This is a genomic window from Cronobacter sp. 153480017-3, from assembly GCF_053627815.1.
On sequence record NZ_JBSEYN010000009.1, the window covers coordinates 25,439 to 42,308 of the forward strand.

The 16,870-nt window shown below is 58.7% G+C and carries 14 protein-coding genes; 12 read left to right on the forward strand and 2 right to left on the reverse strand.

The window, feature by feature from the left end; translation table 11 throughout:
• Window positions 1-274 precede the first annotated feature (274 nt).
• The 7 genes from mreB (at window position 275) to tldD (ending at window position 10,327) form a co-directional block, all read left to right on the forward strand.
• Window positions 275-1,318 carry a rod shape-determining protein MreB gene (gene mreB / locus ACUW6V_RS17650; protein ID WP_004385136.1) on the forward strand — a complete coding sequence of 348 codons (1,044 nt, stop codon included), beginning with the start codon at window positions 275-277 and terminating at the stop codon, window positions 1,316-1,318.
• A 61-nt stretch (window positions 1,319-1,379) separates the two neighbouring features.
• A complete protein-coding gene (gene mreC / locus ACUW6V_RS17655) occupies window positions 1,380-2,387 on the forward strand; it encodes a rod shape-determining protein MreC (RefSeq protein WP_004385135.1) in 1,008 nt (335 codons plus the stop codon).
• Window positions 2,387-2,875 carry a rod shape-determining protein MreD gene (gene mreD, locus ACUW6V_RS17660; RefSeq protein WP_004385134.1) on the forward strand — a complete coding sequence of 163 codons (489 nt, stop codon included), beginning with the start codon at window positions 2,387-2,389 and terminating at the stop codon, window positions 2,873-2,875. Before mreC ends, mreD begins: the two co-directional genes overlap by 1 nt.
• Before the next feature lie 9 nt (window positions 2,876-2,884).
• Window positions 2,885-3,460 (forward strand): Maf family protein, encoded by a 576-nt coding sequence (locus ACUW6V_RS17665; protein ID WP_054624595.1) that lies wholly within the window; start codon window positions 2,885-2,887, stop codon window positions 3,458-3,460.
• A gap of 5 nt (window positions 3,461-3,465) precedes the next feature.
• Window positions 3,466-4,935 carry a ribonuclease G gene (gene rng / locus ACUW6V_RS17670; RefSeq protein WP_004385132.1) on the forward strand — a complete coding sequence of 490 codons (1,470 nt, stop codon included), beginning with the start codon at window positions 3,466-3,468 and terminating at the stop codon, window positions 4,933-4,935.
• Between the two features lie 60 nt (window positions 4,936-4,995).
• The gene (yhdP, locus tag ACUW6V_RS17675; protein ID WP_454038725.1) at window positions 4,996-8,796 is read left to right on the forward strand and encodes an AsmA2 domain-containing protein YhdP; all 3,801 of its coding nucleotides are present in this window, start codon (window positions 4,996-4,998) and stop codon (window positions 8,794-8,796) included.
• A gap of 85 nt (window positions 8,797-8,881) precedes the next feature.
• Window positions 8,882-10,327 carry a metalloprotease TldD gene (tldD, locus tag ACUW6V_RS17680; protein ID WP_007888214.1) on the forward strand — a complete coding sequence of 482 codons (1,446 nt, stop codon included), beginning with the start codon at window positions 8,882-8,884 and terminating at the stop codon, window positions 10,325-10,327.
• A gap of 40 nt (window positions 10,328-10,367) precedes the next feature.
• On the opposite strand, the gene aaeR is transcribed toward tldD, so the two are convergent.
• Window positions 10,368-11,312, reverse strand: a complete 945-nt coding sequence (gene aaeR, locus ACUW6V_RS17685; protein ID WP_004385129.1) for an HTH-type transcriptional activator AaeR — start codon at window positions 11,310-11,312, stop codon at window positions 10,368-10,370.
• A 174-nt stretch (window positions 11,313-11,486) separates the two neighbouring features.
• On the opposite strand from aaeR, the gene aaeX reads away from it, so the two are divergent.
• The 5 genes from aaeX to ACUW6V_RS17710 all read left to right on the forward strand — a co-directional run bounded on the left by aaeX (window position 11,487) and on the right by ACUW6V_RS17710 (window position 16,459).
• A complete protein-coding gene (aaeX, locus tag ACUW6V_RS17690) occupies window positions 11,487-11,690 on the forward strand; it encodes a p-hydroxybenzoic acid efflux pump operon protein AaeX (RefSeq protein WP_004385128.1) in 204 nt (67 codons plus the stop codon).
• A 7-nt stretch (window positions 11,691-11,697) separates the two neighbouring features.
• Window positions 11,698-12,630: a p-hydroxybenzoic acid efflux pump subunit AaeA gene (gene aaeA, locus ACUW6V_RS17695; protein ID WP_004385127.1), complete on the forward strand. Its 933-nt coding sequence runs from the start codon at window positions 11,698-11,700 to the stop codon at window positions 12,628-12,630.
• A 5-nt stretch (window positions 12,631-12,635) separates the two neighbouring features.
• On the forward strand, window positions 12,636-14,603 hold the full coding sequence (gene aaeB / locus ACUW6V_RS17700; protein WP_004385126.1) for a p-hydroxybenzoic acid efflux pump subunit AaeB: 1,968 nt from the start codon (window positions 12,636-12,638) through the stop codon (window positions 14,601-14,603).
• Window positions 14,604-14,686: 83 nt separating this feature from the next.
• The gene (locus tag ACUW6V_RS17705; RefSeq protein ID WP_454038726.1) at window positions 14,687-16,141 is read left to right on the forward strand and encodes an NAD-dependent succinate-semialdehyde dehydrogenase; all 1,455 of its coding nucleotides are present in this window, start codon (window positions 14,687-14,689) and stop codon (window positions 16,139-16,141) included.
• 45 nt (window positions 16,142-16,186) lie between these two features.
• Window positions 16,187-16,459: a barstar family protein gene (locus tag ACUW6V_RS17710; RefSeq protein ID WP_004385124.1), complete on the forward strand. Its 273-nt coding sequence runs from the start codon at window positions 16,187-16,189 to the stop codon at window positions 16,457-16,459.
• A gap of 70 nt (window positions 16,460-16,529) precedes the next feature.
• On the opposite strand, the gene yhcN is transcribed toward ACUW6V_RS17710, so the two are convergent.
• Window positions 16,530-16,796 carry a peroxide/acid stress response protein YhcN gene (gene yhcN / locus ACUW6V_RS17715; RefSeq protein WP_004385123.1) on the reverse strand — a complete coding sequence of 89 codons (267 nt, stop codon included), beginning with the start codon at window positions 16,794-16,796 and terminating at the stop codon, window positions 16,530-16,532.
• Between the last annotated feature and the right edge of the window lie 74 nt (window positions 16,797-16,870).

Below are 16,870 nucleotides of genomic sequence, written 5' to 3' on the forward strand. Positions count from 1 at the left end.
GCGCGCTGCATCTTAAGGGGGCGTACGCCTGCCGGCCAGAGTGTCGCAGCATATTAACGCAGGCTTTCATTCTTCACGTATAAGACGTCGTCGGGCCAGCAACGCTCACGAAATCGTCAGCCGGAAAGGCCGGGGCGACGACGGTTTAACAGAAGAAAAGCCGCACTATTTTTCACCGATGCAGAACATTTTTTGCGCCTTGTCGCTGCTTCGTGTGGTTGGTAAAGTAAGCGGATTTTGTTTTCCGCCCCAGCTTTCAGGATTATCCCTTAGTATGTTTAAAAAATTTCGTGGCATGTTTTCCAATGACCTGTCCATTGACCTGGGTACCGCGAATACCCTTATCTATGTAAAAGGGCAAGGCATCGTACTGAATGAGCCTTCCGTGGTCGCCATTCGCCAGGATCGTGCCGGCTCGCCGAAGAGCGTCGCGGCCGTTGGTCATGAAGCGAAGCAGATGCTTGGCCGTACGCCGGGCAATATCGCCGCTATCCGCCCGATGAAAGATGGCGTGATCGCCGATTTCTTTGTCACGGAAAAAATGCTTCAGCACTTCATTAAGCAAGTGCACAGCAACAGCTTTATGCGCCCGAGCCCGCGCGTGCTGGTGTGTGTGCCGGTCGGCGCGACTCAGGTTGAACGCCGTGCTATCCGCGAATCCGCACAGGGCGCAGGCGCGCGTGAAGTGTTCCTGATTGAAGAGCCGATGGCGGCCGCGATTGGCGCGGGTCTGCCGGTGTCTGAAGCGACCGGTTCTATGGTGGTGGATATCGGTGGTGGTACGACCGAAGTGGCGGTTATCTCCCTGAACGGCGTGGTGTACTCCTCCTCCGTGCGTATCGGCGGCGACCGCTTTGACGAAGCCATCATTAATTATGTGCGCCGTAACTACGGCTCGCTTATCGGTGAAGCCACCGCTGAGCGTATCAAACATGAAATCGGCTCCGCCTACCCGGGCGACGAAGTCCGCGAAATCGAAGTTCGCGGCCGTAACCTGGCAGAAGGCGTTCCGCGCGGTTTCACTCTGAACTCTAACGAAATTCTCGAAGCGCTGCAGGAACCGCTGACTGGTATCGTCAGCGCCGTTATGGTCGCGCTGGAACAGTGCCCGCCAGAACTGGCTTCCGACATCTCCGAGCGCGGCATGGTACTGACCGGCGGCGGCGCGCTGCTGCGTAACCTTGACCGTTTGCTGATGGAAGAGACCGGCATTCCGGTCGTGGTGGCGGAAGATCCGCTCACTTGCGTGGCCCGAGGCGGCGGCAAGGCGCTGGAAATGATCGACATGCATGGCGGCGACCTGTTCAGCGAAGAGTAACAGCCGCAGGAAAGGGCAACTCAGGTTGCCCTTCTTGTTGGTTTGGGAATACGCATAGCCTATGAAGCCAATTTTTAGCCGTGGCCCGTCGCTACAGATTCGCCTTATTCTGGCGGTGCTGGTGGCGCTTGGTGTCATCATCGCCGACAGCCGCCTCGGTACGTTCAGTCAGATTCGGACGTACATGGATACCGCCGTCAGTCCTTTCTACTTTATCTCCAACGGTCCACGTGAATTACTCGACAGCGTCTCGCAAACGCTGGCGTCCCGCGATCAGCTTGAGCTGGAAAACCGGGCGCTGCGTCAGGAGTTGCTGCTGAAGAACAGCGAAATTCTGATGCTTGGCCAGTACAAGCAGGAAAACGCGCGCCTGCGCGAACTGCTCGGCTCGCCGCTGCGTCAGGATGAACAGAAAATGGTGACGCAGGTGATCTCGACCGTCAACGATCCTTACAGCGATCAGGTCGTGATCGATAAAGGCAGCGTCAATGGCGTTTATGAAGGCCAGCCGGTCATCAGCGATAAAGGCGTGGTGGGTCAGGTGGTCGCCGTGGCGAAACTTACCAGCCGTGTGCTGCTTATCTGCGACGCCACCCACGCGCTGCCTGTTCAGGTGCTGCGTAATGACATCCGCGTGATCGCGGCCGGTAGCGGCTGCACCGACGATTTACAGCTGGAGCATCTGCCTGCCAATACCGATATTCGCGTCGGCGATGTGCTGGTGACGTCCGGTCTCGGCGGCCGTTTCCCGGAAGGGTATCCGGTTGGCGTGGTCTCATCCGTGAAGCTCGACACCCAGCGCGCGTATACCGTCATTCAGGCGCGTCCGACCGCCGGTCTGCAACGTCTGCGCTATCTGCTGCTGCTGTGGGGAGCCGATCGCGAAGGTAAAAATCCGATGACGCCGGAGGAAGTGCATCGCGTGGCGAACGAACGCCTGATGCAGATGATGCCGCAGGTACTGCCATCGCCAGATGCGATGGGGCCGCCTGCGCCTGCTGCGCCAAACGCGGGATCACCCACCGCAACGCCGTCTGGCGGCGCGTCTCCCGCACAGGGAGGACAGTAGTGGCGAGCTACCGTAGTCAGGGGCGCTGGGTTATCTGGCTCTCCTTTTTAATCGCGCTGCTGTTGCAGATTATGCCCTGGCCGGATGCGATTATCGTTTTCCGGCCTAACTGGGTGCTGCTGATTCTGCTCTACTGGATCCTCGCGCTGCCGCATCGCGTAAATGTTGGCACGGGTTTTGTGATGGGTGCCATACTGGATCTTATCAGCGGCTCTACGCTGGGGGTTCGCGCCCTTTCACTAAGTATCATCGCCTATCTGGTCGCGCTGAAATTTCAGCTTTTCCGCAACCTGGCGCTCTGGCAACAGGCGCTGGTCGTGATGCTGTTGTCGCTGGCGGCGGATATTATCGTCTTCTGGGCGGAATTCCTGGTTATCGATGTGGCTTTCCGCCCTGAAGTCTTCTGGAGCAGCGTTGTGAATGGCGTGCTCTGGCCGTGGATATTCCTGCTGATGCGCAAAGTACGCCAACAGTTTGCTGTACAATAAAGGACAGATATGACAGATCTTTATCTCGCCTCGGGCTCACCGCGTCGTCAGGAGCTGCTGGGAATGCTGGGCGTTACGTTTGAACGTCTGGTGCCGGGAGTTGAGGAACAGCGCGGCGCGCAGGAAGCGCCGCAGGATTATGTCACCCGTCTGGCCCGCGACAAAGCCCGCGCTGGCGTCGCGCTGGCCGCGCGCGATCTCCCTGTGCTTGGCGCCGATACGATCGTCGTGCTGGATGGCGACGTGCTGGAAAAACCGCGCGACGCCGCCCATGCGGCAGAAATGCTGCGCAGGCTCTCCGGGCAAACGCATGAAGTGATGACCGCCGTCGCGCTTGCTGATAAACAGCGCGTGTGTGAGCGTCTGGTCATTACCCGCGTGACGTTCCGGACGCTGACGGCGCAGGACATCGCGGCGTATGTCGAAAGCGGCGAGCCGATGGACAAAGCGGGCGCCTACGGGATTCAGGGGCTGGGCGGCTGTTTTGTCAGACGTATAGAAGGAAGCTACCACGCGGTGGTAGGGCTTCCGCTGGTAGAAACCTGGGAATTGCTGAGCGAATTCAACTCACTGCGTGAGGGATAAACAAGATGACGGCTGAATTGTTGGTTAACGTTACCCCGTCGGAAACCCGGGTGGCGTACATTGATGGCGGTATTTTGCAGGAAATTCACATTGAGCGTGAAGCGCGCCGCGGGATAGTAGGCAATATCTACAAAGGTCGGGTCAGTCGCGTTCTTCCGGGAATGCAGGCGGCATTTGTAGATATTGGCCTCGATAAAGCCGCGTTTCTTCACGCCTCCGACATCATGCCGCACACCGAATGCGTGGCGGGCGACGAGCAGAAAAACTTCACCGTTCGCGATATCTCAGAGCTGGTGCGCCAGGGGCAGGATCTCATGGTGCAGGTGGTGAAAGATCCGCTCGGCACCAAAGGCGCGCGTCTCACCACCGACATCACGCTGCCGTCGCGCTATCTGGTCTTTATGCCGGGCGCGTCGCACGTCGGCGTCTCTCAGCGTATTGAAAGTGAAACCGAGCGCGAGCGTCTGAAACGCATCGTGGCGGATTATTGCGATGAGCAGGGCGGCTTTATTATTCGTACCGCCGCCGAAGGTGTGTGCGAAGAAGATTTGGCGTCTGATGCCGCCTATCTGAAACGCGTCTGGACCAAAGTGATGGAGCGTAAAAAGCGCCACCAGACGCGCTATCAGCTTTACGGTGAACTGGCGCTGGCCCAGCGTGTACTGCGCGATTTCGCGGTCGCCCAGCTTGACCGCATCCGCGTCGATTCCCGTCTGACCTATGAAATGCTGCTGGAATTTACGGCGGAGTATATGCCGGAGATGACCAGCAAGCTTGAACACTATAGCGGCCGTCAGCCGATTTTCGATCTCTATGACGTTGAGAATGAAATCCAGCGCGCGCTGGAGCGTAAAGTGGAGCTGAAATCCGGCGGCTATCTGATCATCGATCAGACCGAAGCGATGACGACGATTGATATCAACACCGGCGCTTTTGTCGGCCATCGCAATCTCGACGACACCATTTTCAACACCAATATCGAAGCGACGCAGGCGATTGCCCGCCAGCTGCGTCTGCGCAATCTCGGCGGCATTATCATCATCGATTTCATCGATATGAGTAATGAAGATCACCGCCGCCGCGTGCTGCACTCGCTTGAGCAGGCGCTGAGCAAGGACCGTGTGAAAACCAGCATCAACGGCTTCTCGCAGCTCGGCCTGGTGGAAATGACCCGCAAACGTACCCGCGAAAGTATTGAACATGTGCTGTGTAATGACTGTCCAACCTGTCATGGTCGCGGCACCGTGAAAACGGTAGAAACCGTCTGCTACGAAATCATGCGCGAAATCGTGCGCGTGCATCACGCTTACGACTCTGACCGCTTCCTGGTTTACGCGTCGCCTGCGGTGGCGGAAGCGCTGAAAAGCGATGAATCCCATGCGCTGGCCGAAGTGGAGATTTTTGTCGGTAAACAGGTTAAGGTGCAAATCGAACCGCTCTATAACCAGGAGCAGTTCGACGTGGTCATGATGTAGCGCACAGCGGTCGACTGTGTGAGTGAAGGTACCGCCGCGGCGGCTGACAAGGAGAGAAGGGTGAGGCGACTGCCGGGCATTTTGCTACTCACAGGCGCAACGCTGATTGTTATCGTCGCACTGATGGTGAGTGGACTGCGCCTCGCGCTGCCACATCTCAACACCTGGCGGCCCGCGCTGCTGGAGAAAATCTCCAGCGCGACCGGCGTTCCCGTACAGGCGAGCCATGTTGATGCCGCCTGGCAAACTTTCGGCCCGACGCTCGACGTGCGTGATATCCGCGCGCAGCTCAGCGACGGCGGCAGCGTGTCCGTCAGGCGCGTCACGGTCGCGCTGGATGTCTGGCAAAGCCTGCTGCATCTGCGCTGGCAGTTTCGCGATCTCACCTTTTACCAGCTCCAGGTGCGTACCAACACGCCAATCAAACAGCGCGAAGGCGGCAACCCGCTGGAAGGCAACAAACTCAGCGATCTCTTCTTCCGTCAGTTCGATCACTTCGATCTGCGCGACAGCACGCTCAGCTTCATTACGATTTCCGGCCAGCGCGCCGAACTCGCCGTTCCCCAGCTAACCTGGCTTAACGGGAAAAACCGCCACCGCGCCGAAGGCCAGGTCAGCCTCTCCAGTCTCACCGGTCAGCATGGCGTGATGCAGGTGCGCATGGATCTGCGCGATGACAACGGCCTGCTGAATCGCGGTACGGTCTGGATGCAGGCGGATGATGTGGACGTTAAGCCCTGGCTTGGCCAGTGGATGAAGGACAACATCGATCTGACCAGCGCGCAGTTCAGCCTCGAAGCGTGGATGACGCTGCGCGACGGCGAGGTGGAGGGCGGCGATATCTGGCTTAAGCAGGGCGGCACAACGTGGCGTGGCGAGGATCGCAATCATCGTCTTTCGGTGGATAATCTGACCGCGCACATCAGCCGTGCCGATGACGCCTGGCAGGTCGCCATCCCGCAGACGCGCGTGACCGTGGACGATAAGCCCTGGCCCGCAGGTTCGCTGAATCTGGCCTGGCTTGCCGATCAACCGGTCGACGGCGACAAAGTCCGGCGCAGCGACGAACTGCGCGTACGCGCCAGCCATCTTGAACTGAGCGGGCTTGAAGGGTTTTTACCGCTTGCAACAAGGCTTGCGCCCTCGCTTGGCGACGTATGGGGCAGCACGCGCCCGAAAGGGAAAATTGATGCGCTGGCGCTCGATATCCCACTTCAGGCGACCGACAAAACGCGTTTTCTGGCCCGCTGGAGCGATCTCTCCTGGCAGCAGTGGAAACTTCTGCCTGGCGCGGAGCATTTCTCCGGCTCAGTTTCCGGCACGCTGGAGCATGGCCAGGCGACGGTCAATATGACTGACGCCCGGATGCCGTACCAGACGGTGTTCCGCGCGCCGCTGGAGATTGCGCGCGGTGAGGCGACGCTGGACTGGCGCAACGATGCGCAAGGCTTCACGCTTGCGGGTAAACATCTTGATGTGCAGGCGCATTCCCTGTGGGCGCGCGGCGATTTCCGCTATCAGCAGCCGAAAAACGGCCAGCCCTGGCTGGAGATACTGGCAGGCATTAAGACCTCCGATGCCGCACAGGCCTGGCGCTACTTCCCGGAAAACCTGATGGGTAAAGATCTCGTCGATTACCTGAGCGGCGCGATTCAGGGCGGACAGGTGGAGAACGCCACGCTGGTCTATGTCGGTAACCCGCAGCACTTCCCATATAAACAAAACGACGGTCAGTTTGAAGTCTATGTGCCGCTGCACAACGCCACCTACGCGTTCCAGCCGGACTGGCCCGCGCTGAAAGATTTCGCTATTAATCTCGATTTTCGCAATGACGGGCTGTGGATGGCGGCGCCGCAGGTCATGCTTGGCGGCGTCACGGGTAAAAACCTGACGGCCGTTATCCCGGACTACTCGCAGGAAAAACTGTTTATCGATGCCGATATCGCCGGACCGGGTAAAGCAGTCGGGCCTTACTTTAAAGAGACGCCGCTTGCAGATTCTCTGGGCACGACGCTGGACGAGCTCCAGCTCGACGGCGATGTGAATGCTCGCTTACATCTCGACATTCCGCTGGATGGCGCTATGACGACCGCGAAGGGCGACGTCTGGCTGCGCAATAACGCGCTGTTTGTGAAGCCGCTGAACAGCACGCTGCATAACCTGAACGGCAAATTCAGCTTCGTGAACGGCAATCTGCAGAGCGAACCGTTAACAGCTACCTGGTTTAACCAGCCGCTGAATATCGACTTCTCGACCCGTGAAGAGCCGAAAGCTTATCAGGTGGAAGTGAACATGAACGGCGACTGGCAGCCCACCCGCACCGGCCTTCTGCCGAAGCCGATGAACGACGCGCTTAGCGGCAGCATTCCCTGGAACGGCAAAGTGGCGATTTCGCTGCCTTATCATGCGGGTGTGAATTATCAGGTCGACATTAGCGGCGATCTGAAGAATGTAAGCAGTCACTTACCTGAGCCGGTCGAGAAACCCGCAGGTAAAGCGCTGCCGTTTAAAGTGCGCGCGAAAGGCGATCTCAAAAGCTTTGATGTGACCGGCAACGCCGGGGCAGAAAACCATTTCAACAGCCGCTGGCTGCTGGGCCGCAAGCTGACGCTGGACAGGGCTATCTGGGCCTCTGACAGCCGCACCACGCCGCCGCTGCCGGAAAACCGCGGCGTTGAGCTGAATCTGCCTGCGATGGATGGTGCGCAGTGGCTGGCGCTCTTTAACCAGGGCGCGGCCGAGAAGGTCAGCAGCACGACGCTGTTCCCGGAAGCGATAACGCTGCGCACCCCGGCGCTGACCTTCGGCGGACAGCGCTGGAATAACCTCAGCATCATGACGAAGCCGCAGACAGGCGGTACGGAAGTTTCTGCTCAGGGCCGTGAAATTAACGGTCGCCTGCTGATGCGCGACGGCGCGCCGTGGCTTGCGAATATCGACTATCTCTATTACAACCCGAGCCACGCGGATGAAGCGACCACGGTGTTGACCACGCCCTCCGGGCAAAAAACGCAGGCCGTGGACTTCAGCCAATGGCCAAATCTGGCGCTGCGCTGCGCCGAGTGCTGGCTGTGGGGACAGAAATATGGCCGCATCGACGGCGATTTCACCATTAACGGCGATACGCTGTCGCTCGCGAACGGTCTGCTGGATACCGGCTTCGCGCGCCTGACGATGGAAGGCGAATGGGTTAACCGTCAGGATGCCATGCGCACCTCGGTAAAAGGCGTGCTGAAAGGCAAACAGCTTGATGCGGCGACCAATTTCTTCGGCGTGAAAACGCCGCTTCAGGGATCGTCGTTTAATGTCGATTACGATCTCCACTGGCGCGAGGCGCCGTGGAAACCGGATGAAGCGTCATTAAGCGGCGTGCTGCATACCCGTCTCGGTAAAGGGCAAATCGCCGATCTGGGCACCGGCCACGCGGGGCAACTGCTGCGCCTGCTGAGCTTCGATGCGCTGCTGCGCAAGCTGCGCTTTGACTTCAGCGATACCTTCGGCGAAGGTTTTTATTACGATTCGATTCGCAGCACGGTCTGGATCAAAGACGGTATCATGCACACTGAAGATACGCTGGTGGATGGCCTGGAAGCGGATATCGCCATGAAAGGCTCCGTTAACCTGCCCGCCCGGACGCTGGATATGGAAGCGGTTGTGGCGCCGGAGATTTCCGCAACGGTCGGCGTGGCGGCGGCGTTCGCCGTCAACCCGATTGTCGGCGCGGCGGTGTTTGCCGCTAGCAAAGTGCTTGGCCCGCTGTGGAATAAAATCTCCGTACTGCGCTATCACATCACCGGGCCAATCGATAAGCCGCAAATCAATGAAGTGATGCGCCAGCCGCGTGCGCAAGCGGCGCAATGATTTGACGCCGCGGCGGAATTACCGCAAGCTCGCCTGATAACCTTTTTCATTGCCCGTGCGGGCAGGACCAAGAGAGTAGCAAATAATGAGTCTGAACCTGGTAAGTGAGCAGCTACTGTCTGCCAATGGCCTGAGCCATCAGGATCTCTTCTCCATCCTGGGCCAGCTTTATGAGCGCCGCCTGGATTACGGCGATCTTTATTTTCAGTCCAGTTATCACGAATCCTGGGTTTTAGAAGACCGCATCATTAAAGACGGCTCCTACAATATTGACCAGGGCGTCGGCGTGCGCGCCATCAGCGGCGAGAAAACCGGCTTCGCGTATGCCGATCAGATTAGCCTGCTGGCGCTGGAGCAGAGCGCGCAGGCCGCGCGCAGCATCGTGCGCGAGCAAGGCGAAGGGCGCATTAAGACCCTGAGCGCTGTAGATTATTCGCCGCTCTATACCACGCTCGATCCGCTGCAAAGCATGAGCCGTGAAGAGAAGCTCGATATTTTACGCCGCGTCGATAACGCCGCGCGCGCCGCCGACAAGCGCGTCCAGGAAGTGAGCGCGAGCCTGACCGGCGTCTATGAACTGATTCTGGTGGCAGCGACGGACGGGACGCTGGCGGCTGACGTGCGCCCGCTGGTGCGCCTTTCCGTGAGCGTACAGGTGGAAGAAGACGGCAAGCGCGAGCGCGGCTCCAGCGGCGGCGGCGGCCGTTTCGGCTACCAGTGGTTTATGGAGAATACCGACGGCGAAATACGTGCTGAAGCCTGGGCGAGAGAAGCGGTGCGCATGGCGCTGGTGAACCTCAGCGCAGTGGCGGCACCTGCCGGCACGCTGCCGGTCGTGCTGGGCGCGGGCTGGCCGGGCGTGCTGCTCCATGAAGCGGTCGGTCACGGTCTGGAAGGCGACTTCAACCGCCGCGGCACGTCGGTCTTCAGCGGTCAGATGGGCGAGCTTGTGGCGTCTGAGCTCTGTACGGTGGTGGATGATGGCACGCTTGCCAATCGCCGTGGTTCTCTCGCGATTGATGACGAAGGCGTGCCGGGCCAGTACAACGTGCTGATCGAGAACGGCATCCTGAAAGGTTATATGCAGGATAAGCTCAACGCGCGCCTGATGGGCGTCGCGCCGACCGGTAACGGCCGTCGCGAATCTTACGCGCACCTGCCGATGCCGCGCATGACTAATACTTACATGCTGGCCGGGAAATCCACGCCACAGGAGATTATCGAATCCGTGGATTACGGGATCTTCGCGCCGAACTTCGGCGGCGGCCAGGTGGATATCACCTCCGGTAAGTTCGTCTTCTCGACATCGGAAGCGTATCTCATCGAAAACGGTAAAGTGACGAAGCCGGTGAAAGGCGCGACGCTTATCGGCTCCGGCATCGAGGCGATGCAGCAGATTTCGATGGTCGGTAACGACGTGAAGCTTGATAACGGCGTCGGCGTCTGTGGTAAAGAAGGCCAGAGCCTGCCGGTGGGCGTCGGTCAGCCGACGCTGAAGGTCGATAACCTCACGGTCGGCGGCACGGCGTAAGCATGTGGTATAGCCCCTCCGTTTGCGAGGGGCGAGACACTCAGGCGCGGCTCTCTTTTCCCTTCACGTTTCTTCCCCGCATTTCCTGATAGACCTGCGCCACTTTCACGAAATAGTCATTAAGCGCGTTGATGCACACCTGCACCTTAAGCGGCAGTTTGTCCTTTTCGGTATAGAGCGCGTAGACCGGACGCGGGTCGGACTGGTAGCGCGGAAACAGGATCTCCAGCTCCCCGCTGTTGATCTCATCGATCACCCACATCAACGGCACATACGCAATGCCTGCGCCCGCCTTCAGCCAGCGGGAGAGGGTCATCGGATCGTTAGTGACAAAACGCCCCTGCGGCAGCAGACGGGTGGAAATGCCTTCCGGCGCGATAAGCTCGAATTCATTGTCCGGGCGTACGCTATATTCAAGCCATGAATGATTGGCGAGGTCGGCGGGCTTTTCCGGCGTGCCCGCCTGGGCGAGATAGCTTTTGGCCGCGCAGACAACCATCGGCATCGAGCCGAGGCGCTTCGAAAACAGGCTGGAATCCTGTAGCGCACCGACGCGGATCACCACATCCAGCCCGTCGGCGATGAGATCGGGCGCCGGAATACCGGTCACCAGGTTGACCGACAGCCCCGGATAGTCGCGCAGCATTTCGGCGGTCAGAGACGCCAGCACATTTTGCGCCATGGTTGAAGAACAGCCGATCCGCAGCGTGCCGATAGGACTATTATTAAAAGCGTATAACTGTTCATGCACTTCCTGTACTTCATGCAGCATACGACGGCAGCCCTGGTAGTAGATCCGGCCTGCCTCGGTTAAGCCAATGCTGCGGGTGCTGCGGTTTAACAGCTTGACCTGCAACTCATCTTCCAGTTTCGATACCGTCTGACTGATAGAGGAGACGCTCATCTCAAGCTGCCTGGCGGCGCTGGTAAACGAGCCCAGCTCCACCACTTTGGCGAACACCGACATTCTTTTTAGTCGTTCCATTATTCACTCTGGCTTAAAAGTGATTTAGATCACATATCATAGATAACTTACTATCAGTTACGCTAATATATTATTTCCAACATAACTACACCGCACTCTCGCCCGGCCATTCCTGGTCACTCGTTGCGGAATATAGTTTAAAAATCAATCGCCTGCACGCAAATCAAGGTCAACATGAGTCTTTTTCCGGTCATTGTGATATTCGGTCTTTCCTTTCCGCCGATCTTTTTTGAGCTTCTGCTGTCGCTGGCGATTTTCTGGCTGGTGCGCCGCGCGCTGATCCCGACCGGGATTTACGATTTCGTCTGGCATCCGGCGTTATTTAATACGGCGCTCTACTGCTGTCTGTTTTATCTGCTGTCGCGCTTGTTTGTCTGAGGTTGATGTGAAACTACTAACAACAAAAATCACCCGCACAGCCATCACCGTGGTGCTGGTCGTGCTCGCCTTCATCGCCATTTTTCGCGCCTGGAGTTTTTATACCGAATCGCCCTGGACGCGTGATGCGCGCTTCAGCGCCGATGTGGTCGCCATCGCGCCCGACGTCGCCGGGCTTATCACATCGGTGGACGTGCATGACAACCAGCTGGTGAAAAAAGATCAGGTGCTTTTCACTATAGACCAGCCGCGCTACCAGAAGGCGCTGGAAGAAGCCGAAGCCGATGTCGCGTATTACCAGGCGCTGGCCAATGAAAAACGCCGCGAGGCGGGCCGTCGTAACCAGCTCGGCATTCAGGCGATGTCGCGTGAAGAGATAGACCAGGCAAACAACGTGCTGCAAACCGTGCTGCATCAGCTGGCGAAAGCCGAAGCGACGCGCGATCTGGCGAAGCTTGACCTGCAACGCACCGTGATCCGCGCACCTGCGGATGGCTGGGTCACCAACCTTAACGTTTACACCGGCGAATTTATTACGCGCGGCTCTACGGCGGTGGCGCTGGTTAAGCAGAATAGCTTCTACGTTCAGGCTTATATGGAAGAGACCAAGCTTGAAGGCGTGCGTCCTGGCTTTCGCGTAGAGATTACGCCGCTTGGCAGCAATAACGTGCTGCACGGCACCGTCGACAGCGTCTCGGCAGGCGTGACAAACGCGAGTAGCACCCGTGATGCCAAAGGCATGGCGACCGTCGATTCCAACCTTGAATGGGTGCGTCTGGCGCAGCGCGTACCGGTACGCATTCGCCTCGATAAACAGCCCGGCAACCTCTACCCGGCTGGCACGACGGCGACCGTCGTGGTGACGGGAGAGCGGGATCGCGACCGCAGCCAGGAATCGGCTTTTAACAAGCTGATGCACCGTCTGCGCGAATTCGGCTAATGATGATGGGCTTTTTATCAATCGATCCCCGGCATCTGCGCTTTGCGATAAAGCTTGCGACCGCCATTGTGCTGGCGCTGTTCGTCGGGTTTCACTTTCAGCTTGAGACGCCGCGCTGGGCCGTGTTGACCGCGGCGATTGTAGCCGCGGGTCCGGCGTTTGCCGCAGGCGGCGAGCCGTGGTCCGGCGCTATCCGCTATCGCGGGATGCTCCGCATCATCGGTACGTTTATCGGCTGTATCGCCGCGCTGGTGATGATCATTGGCACCATTCGCGCGCCGGTCGTGATGCTGACGCTTTGCTGCATCTGGGCCGGTTTTTGCACCTGGGTCTCGTCGCTGGTGAAAGTCGAAAACTCGTACGCCTGGGGGCTTGCGGGTTATACGGCGCTGATTATCGTCATCACGATCCAGACCGAACCGCTGCTCGCGCCGCAGTTCGCGCTGGAGCGCTGCAGTGAAATCGTGCTCGGGATCTTCTGCGCGATTATCGCCGATCTACTGTTCTCACCACGCTCCATTAAAAAAGAGATCGACCGTGAACTGGACGCGCTGCTGGTGGAGCAGTTTCGCCTGATGCAGCTCTGCATGGCCCACGGCGACAGCGAAGCGGTGGACAAAGCCTGGGGCGCGCTGGTGCGCCGCACCGCCGCGCTCGATGGCATGCGGGTGAACCTGAATATGGAGTCCTCGCGCTGGGTACGTGCGAACCGCCGCCTTAAGGCGCTCAATACGCTCTCGCTAACGCTAATCACTCAGGCCTGCGAGACGTATCTCATCCAGAACACGCGCCCGGAGTCGATAGCGCCGGAATACCGCGAGCTGTTTGTCGAGCCAGTGGAGACCGCCGCAGACGTCCATCGCCGCCTGAAATTCATCCGCCGCGTGCTCTCCTGGACCGGCGAGCACGACACGCCGGTGACGATTTACACCTGGGTGGGCGCGGCCACACGTTATCTGCTGCTCAAGCGCGGCGTGATCACCAACGCGAAAATCAGCGCGGTGGAAGAGGATGTATTGACCGACGAAGTGGTGGTTAAAGCGCCGTCGGCGGAGCGCCACCACGCCATGATCAACTTCTGGCGCACGACGGTGTCGTGCCTGCTGGGCACGCTTTTCTGGCTGTGGACCGGCTGGACCTCCGGCAGCGGCGCGATGATCATGATTGCGGTCGTGACAGCGCTGGCGATGCGCCTGCCGAACCCGCGCATGGTATCGCTCGATTTTCTCTACGGGATGCTCGTCGCGCTGCCGCTCGGGGCGTTCTATTTTCTGGTCGTGCTCCCTTCGACTCAGCAGAGCATGTTGCTGCTGTGTATCAGCCTGGCGCTGCTCGGCTTTTTTATCGGCATCGAAGTGCAAAAGCGGCGGCTTGGTTCGATGGGCGCGCTGGCGGGCACTATCAATATTCTGGTGCTGGATAACCCGATGACGTTCCATTTCAGCCAGTTCCTCGACAGCGCGCTCGGGCAACTGGTGGGCTGTGTGCTGGCAATGATGGTGATTCTGGTGATCCGCGATAATTCGCAGGCGCAGACCGGCCGCATGTTGCTGAACCAGTTTGTCTCGGCGGCAGTCTCGTCGCTCACCACCAACAAAGCGCGGCGCAAAGAAAACCATCTGCCTGCGCTGTATCAGCAGCTCTTTCTGCTGCTAAGCAAATTCCCGGATGACGTGGCGAAGTTTCGCCTGGCGCTGAATCTCATCATCGCGCACCAGCGTCTGCGCGAAGCGCCGGTGCCGGTCAATGACGATCTCTCGGCGTTTCACCGTCAGTTGAGACGCACGGCGGACCGGGTCATTTCCGCCTCCAGCGATGAAAAACGACGCGCGACGTTCCGCCAGTTGCTGGATGAGCTGGCGGTCTACCAGGAGAAGCTGCATGTCTGGGCGGCGCCGCAGTCGGTGATTGATTCTGTGAAGCGGCTGACCGATATGCTTCATAAATATCAGCAGGCTTTTACCAACACGTAATGCCAAAACCGACGCCCAAAGCGTCGGTTTTTTTCTGTCTATACTTACCTCCATCCACGGAATTTCACGTGCAGGAGGGGACAATGACCGCACAAGCATTTGCAGAATATGCGTTTTTCAAAACCGGCTATTTTGTCGACGGGAAATGGCACAGCGCGCAGGAGACCTTCGATGTGCTGAACCCGGCGACGGGCGACGTCATCGCGCAGGTTGCGAAAGCGGGAAAAAAAGAGACCGAGGCCGCTATCGCCGCCGCCAGCCGCGCGTTCCCTGCCTGGCGCGCCAAAACCGCGAAAGAACGTTCTGAAATTCTCTATCGCTGGTATCAGCTCATCATTGAAAACAAGCGCGCGCTTGGCGAGCTGATGACGAGTGAACAGGGCAAGCCGCTGAAAGAAGCCGAAGGCGAAGTGGAATACGCCGCGAGCTTTATTCAGTGGTTCGCCGAACAGGCCAAACGCGCCAACGGGGAAATTATTCCGCCCGTGAAGCCCGGCTCGCGTATTCTGGCGACCCGCGAGCCGGTCGGCATTGTGGCGGCGATCACGCCCTGGAACTTCCCGATGGCGATGCTGACCCGCAAGCTTGGTCCGGCGCTCGCCGCGGGCTGCACCGGCGTGATTAAACCCGCTAACAATACGCCGCTCAGCGCCTTCGCGCTGGTGGCGCTGGCGCAACAGGCAGGCGTGCCGGACGGCGTGCTGAACGCGGTGGCGGGCAGTACATCGGAAATCAGCGACGCCATTATGGCAAGCCCGGACGTCCGCAAAATTTCCTTCACCGGCTCGACCGCCGTTGGCAAAACGCTGATGCGCAACGCCGCTGAAACGATGAAGAAAGTGTCGATGGAGCTTGGCGGCAATGCGCCGTATATCGTGTTTGACGATGCCGACATCGACGCGGCGGTCAAAGGCGCGGTCGCCAATAAATTCCGTAACGCAGGCCAGGTGTGCGTCAGCGTTAACCGTTTTTACATCCAGGAAGGCGTTTATGACCGTTTCGTCAATCAACTGGCGGAAGCGGTAAAAGCGCTGAAAGTGGGCAACGGCATGGAAGACGGCGTGATCGTCGGGCCGCTTATCGAGCAATCGGCGGTCGATAAAGTGCGTGAGCATGTGGAAGACGCGGTCGCGAAGGGCGCGAAAGTGCTGACCGGCGGCAAACCGCATGCGCTCGGCGGTAATTTCTGGCAGCCGACGGTGCTGATTGATGCGAACGACGATATGAAACTGGCGCAGGAAGAGACGTTCGGCCCGCTGGCGGCTTGCTTTAGCTTTAAAACCGAAGAGGAAGTTATCGCGCGGGCCAACAACACGCCTTATGGGCTCGCCGCTTACTTCTACACCCAGAACCTTCAGCGCGTGTTCCGCGTCTCACAGCAGCTGGAAAGCGGCATGATTGGCGTTAACGAATGTGCCGTTTCGACCGAGGTGGCGCCGTTCGGCGGCGTGAAGGAGTCAGGGCTTGGGCGCGAAGGCTCTGTGCTGGGCCTCGATGAGTTTATGGAAGTGAAAACGCTGCATCTTGGCGGGTTATAAGCGTGGGGGCGGCATCGCAGCCGCCCGCTAAACGTGGTGGCGACAATGAAAAGCTACAGTTTTGATTTCAGTACGATTGCCAGTCAGCAGGATTTCTATCGGGCATTTGCCGATACGTTTGGCATCGGGGCCGCGCGCGTAACGGATCTGGATAGTCTGTGGAAGGTGGTGATGGAAGAGGGGCTGCCGTTACCGCTGGAGATTGTCTTCCTGCATGTGACGGCGGAAGTGAAACGCCGCTTTGGCGCGCTGATTCTGCTGTTTGATGAAGCAGAAGAGGAGCTGGAAGGTCAGCTCCTCTTCAATATCCGGCAATAGCCATACTCCAAACCCTCAAAAAGGCCCCCGCGAAGCAGGGGCAAAAGTCGTCGGAGAAGACGACGAGGGTTTATTTGTACAGTTCTGCCGTGGCGTGCCAGTGATCGCCCTGAGTCAGCTCAGTGATGCGATAGCTGCTTGCGCCTTCTTTTTCTGCTTTAGCGGCCAGTTGCTGGCGAACATCCATCGGCGAGCCGCTCAGCTGCGTCACGGAGACGGAGCCCATCGGCTGGAGATTTTGCGCCTGTTGCGCGTTGACCTGTTGAACTGCGGCGCTCGCACCAAATGAAAGTACGGATGCAAGGCCCAGAGCAGCGATGGTAAATGTCGTTTTCATCATTCATTCCTCATGCAGGTGTATTCAGCGGCCTTAATGGTTAGCGTACGGTTTTTATCGGGCCGCTGAGAGGT